Here is a 3,493-nt window from a genome sequence, read left to right on the forward strand (position 1 = left end):
CCTCTTCTACCGGAGCTCCGCTACCCATTCGCGCACGACACGCCCAAGACCCGCATTCTTGACCGCCAGCCGTCCCCGCTAACTACACGGCTTTGGGGCTAGCGTCGCGCGCCGTCGGCGCCGTGCGATACGCTTTCCCGCGGCGTCTTACGGGTTCGCAGTCCAAAGCCCACGCTTTTCGAGGGTTTCAATCAGCCGATCCGCACCTTCGAGAATGTGCCGCTGCATGAGATTGCATACTTTGAGGGAATCACGCTTCTTGAGCGCCCGCAGCATCTTGACATGCTCGCCGCGAGCGCCTTCGACGTGGCCTTCGATGGTGGCGTAGAAAGAGTTGGGCAGTTGCTTCACGACTGAACCGAGCAATAGGGCAAGGCGGTGAGAGCCGGCCGCCAGGTTGATCTCCCGGTGAAAGGAATGCCCGAGATAGGCGATTGCTGGCTGATCGTCATCGGCGATGGCCAGCTGGTACTTCTCGATGTTCACTTCCAGCCGCTCGATCTGTTCCGCGTCCATTCGCTCCGCGGCGCGCGTGGCCAACTGGCCGGCGTACTGCGCTTGGGCCCAGAAGATGTCTCGGATATCCTGCTGTGTGATCGGTGCGACGACGAAACCGCGCCGCGGCACAAGTTGAACAAACCCTTCGCTGCGCAGAGCAAGGAGCCCTTCTCGCACCGGGGTGCTGCTCACCCCGACTGCCTCCGCGATCGGCTCGATTCGCAGGAACTCCCCGGGGCGCACGCCGCCCGAGATGATCAACTCGCGGACGTAAGATGCAACCTCTTCGGGGAGTTGGGTCCGCTTCGTACCTCTGTTCAGGGGAAGTGTTAGCGCGGTACCGGTCATTGGTCAGTCCGTCCTTCCAGAGTATACGTATCAACATAATACACAATCGATCATCGAGTTGGCAGCTGTTGACGGCATTAGTGTACGGATGGCTCGGAGATGATCGCCACGCGCCACCTGTCGCGTACGATGATATATAATCGATGAACGATCGGCAGGGCCATCGCTGGCGTCCTGCAACGCCGCCCGAATATCGGTGGGGCGTCCCGAACAAATCAGACGAACCGAGGTGTGGTCAATGGTGAGTGTCGACCAGGAGGGGCTACGGAGCCGTTACCGGGACAAGGTTGCGATCGTGACGGGCGCCGGGTCGGGTATCGGCCGCGCGATCGTGGAGGGTTTGGTCGTCGAAGGGGCTTATGTTGTCGCGAACGATATTTCATTCGATCGGATTGAGTCACTCGCGAGTGAACGGGTCAGCGTGATTGCCGCTGACGTGAGTGAACCGTCGGCGGCCGGTCGACTGACTGCACAGGCCCTGAAGATGCGCGGAGGCAGGATCGATGCTCTGTTCAACAACGCCGGAATCGGCTCGGCCGGACCGGCCGTGGATATCGGCGCCGAGGAATGGCGTCGTGTCATGGCGATCAACATTGACGCCGCGTTCCAACTCGCCGCTTCAGTCGGGCGGGTGATGATCCGTCAAGGCGGCGGCGGTGCCATCCTCAACACCGCCTCGGTGGCCGGGACGATGGGCCTTCCGGGCCGCGTTCCCTACGTGGTGTCCAAGCACGCCGTCGTGGGACTGACACGTGCGTTGGCTGTCGAATGGGGAGTCCATGGGGTGCGCGTCAACGCCCTGTGTCCGGGCTTGACCGAGACGGCAATGAGTGACCGGCTCAGAACAGAAGCGCCGGACTACTGGGCAAAACGTGCGGCCGTGGTGCCCCTGCGGCGTGCAGGGACCTCGGCCGAACAGGCGGCCGCTGCGCTGTTCTTGAACTCCGATGAAGCGTCCTATATTTCTGGGTTGATCGCCGAGGCGGACGGCGGAGCCCATGCGTTGTATTCCGGGTATACGGTGAGCCGCCCGCAGGTGGACTCGGGCGGTGTCGCGGCGTCGGGCATGGAGCGCGCAATCACGCCCAGCGCCGGTCTGTAGCTGGTACGGGTGGCGCGACCGGGGAGCGCTGATCGGCTCTCGAAACTCTGCCGCGGCCGAATCGAGGCCGCGGCACAGGGCTGAGAGAATTCAAGAGGCTGGCTCATTCTTGTTCCAAATGCCTCGCTCCTCCAGGATCGCGACCAGTTGGTCGCCGCGGGCGAGGATGTGTTGCTCCATCAACGTCCGCGCCTTCCGGACATGGTGCTTACGTAGAGCCTCGAGGAGGAGGGGATGTTCGATCCGGCTGGAGTCGACACCTCCGGCGATCATGGTGTAGAAGCGGTTCGGCAGATTCTTGACCATGTAGCCGAGCAGCGAGGTGAGGCGAGGCGAGTCCGCAGCCAGATTGATTTCGCGGTGGAAGGCATGTCCGAGGGAGGCCAAAAGTTCCTCGTCGCCGGTCTCGGCCGCTTCCTCGTACTGCTCGACCAGCCTTTGGAGTGTGGTGACCTGCTCCGGGGTGATCCTCTGGGCCGTGCGGGCGGCCAGTTCGCCGGCAAGGTGCGCCTGAGCCAAGAACAGGTCGCGCACGTCCTGCTGTGTGAAGGATTCGACGACGAAGCCACGGCGGGGAAGCATCTTGACGAAACCTTCCCTTTCGAGGATGAGAAGGCCTTCGCGTACCGGTGTGTAGCTGACTCCCATGGTCTCGGCGATAGGGTCCATTCGCAGGAATTCACCCGGGCGTATTGCACCCGAGATGATCAGCTCGCGGGCGTAGGTCGCCACCTCGTCGGGAATCTGCTGTCGTTTGCCCCGGCGGTTGGTCACGGCGAGTGTCTCGGTCATCCTAGCCCTCCCTGGCTTATGCATTATGTATAAACAATACTCGATGTGCGCAGGCCTTCCCCCTCAGGGTACGGCTGCTTGTCCGTGAACGGGGTACCAGATGACGGCGAAGATGTGCAGTGGCCGCGACGATGTCGCCGCGGTCCACTGCACGATGCTGTGCCAGCGGGTCGGTTCTTATCCCGATCCCGGAGTGCGGTCGGGCATAGCGAGCGCATACGGGGACGTTGCGGCTTTGCGCTGGTCCATTCCGAACGCGCCGGCTGTGGAGACTTTGAAGACAACCCGGCCGGCGGACAACCAGATCCGGTCGTGTTCGTCCTGGTCCTCGATTCCCGGCTTGGGGTATCGGCGATGCATCTTCATGCTCAGTACGTTGTCCGGGTCGGGAAATTCCTGTGCCGTTTGTTGACGAGGACGTAACCGTGGATCGGCTCGTGGTCGAAGATTGACACGGACACAGAGGGATCGCGCCGCAGACGCAATGTGAGACCTCGTGTGGGTGTCGAGGAGAAGTACAGCGAGCTGCCATCGTAGTAGTAGCCCATGGGGATGACGAACGGCGTGCCGTTTTTTCGCATGGACGCGACCGCGGTGAACCGGCCAGGGGCCCGCAGGTAGGCGTCGATCTCCTCCTCGGACATCGTTGTCTCACCGACCGGACTTCCGCAGCTGATGGGCACACGATTCCGCGAAAAGGCGTGTTGACGTGCGGGGACGCCGCGCGGCCGCGTTGGGGTCGTGTTACTACAG

Annotated in this window: 5 protein-coding genes; 1 reads left to right on the forward strand and 4 read right to left on the reverse strand. The window is 62.4% G+C overall.

Annotated elements, in window-relative coordinates:
• Positions 1 to 147: 147 nt before the first annotated feature.
• Positions 148 to 846 carry a GntR family transcriptional regulator gene (locus ACFVJ3_RS49245; protein WP_378459005.1) on the reverse strand — a complete coding sequence of 233 codons (699 nt, stop codon included), beginning with the start codon at positions 844 to 846 and terminating at the stop codon, positions 148 to 150.
• Between the two features lie 238 nt (positions 847 to 1,084).
• On the opposite strand from ACFVJ3_RS49245, the gene ACFVJ3_RS49250 reads away from it, so the two are divergent.
• Complete coding sequence (locus ACFVJ3_RS49250; protein ID WP_378459006.1) at positions 1,085 to 1,948, forward strand: SDR family NAD(P)-dependent oxidoreductase; 864 nt, start codon at positions 1,085 to 1,087, stop codon at positions 1,946 to 1,948.
• Positions 1,949 to 2,038: 90 nt separating this feature from the next.
• Here the strand turns inward: ACFVJ3_RS49250 and ACFVJ3_RS49255 are convergent, their stop codons facing one another.
• The 3 genes from ACFVJ3_RS49255 to ACFVJ3_RS49265 form a co-directional block, all read right to left on the reverse strand.
• A complete protein-coding gene (locus ACFVJ3_RS49255; protein WP_378459007.1) occupies positions 2,039 to 2,740 on the reverse strand; it encodes a GntR family transcriptional regulator in 702 nt (233 codons plus the stop codon).
• Between the two features lie 177 nt (positions 2,741 to 2,917).
• Positions 2,918 to 3,106, reverse strand: coding sequence for a hypothetical protein (locus ACFVJ3_RS49260; protein WP_378459008.1), 189 nt, complete (start codon positions 3,104 to 3,106; stop codon positions 2,918 to 2,920).
• 2 nt (positions 3,107 to 3,108) lie between these two features.
• Complete coding sequence (locus ACFVJ3_RS49265) at positions 3,109 to 3,384, reverse strand: pyridoxamine 5'-phosphate oxidase family protein (RefSeq protein ID WP_378459009.1); 276 nt, start codon at positions 3,382 to 3,384, stop codon at positions 3,109 to 3,111.
• Between the last annotated feature and the right edge of the window lie 109 nt (positions 3,385 to 3,493).

It is taken from the genome of Rhodococcus sp. NPDC127593 (assembly GCF_042671975.1).
In the GTDB taxonomy this organism is placed as follows: domain Bacteria; phylum Actinomycetota; class Actinomycetes; order Mycobacteriales; family Mycobacteriaceae; genus Rhodococcus_F.

Excerpts from the sequence above, each read along its gene's own strand:
- ACFVJ3_RS49245 (WP_378459005.1), bottom strand. The coding sequence starts at position 846 with ATGACCGGTACCGCGCTAACACTTCCCCTGAACAGAGGTACGAAGCGG.
- ACFVJ3_RS49250 (WP_378459006.1), top strand. The coding sequence starts at position 1,085 with ATGGTGAGTGTCGACCAGGAGGGGCTACGGAGCCGTTACCGGGACAAG.
- ACFVJ3_RS49255 (WP_378459007.1), bottom strand. The coding sequence starts at position 2,740 with ATGACCGAGACACTCGCCGTGACCAACCGCCGGGGCAAACGACAGCAG.
- ACFVJ3_RS49260 (WP_378459008.1), bottom strand. The coding sequence starts at position 3,106 with ATGAAGATGCATCGCCGATACCCCAAGCCGGGAATCGAGGACCAGGAC.
- ACFVJ3_RS49265 (WP_378459009.1), bottom strand. The coding sequence starts at position 3,384 with ATGTCCGAGGAGGAGATCGACGCCTACCTGCGGGCCCCTGGCCGGTTC.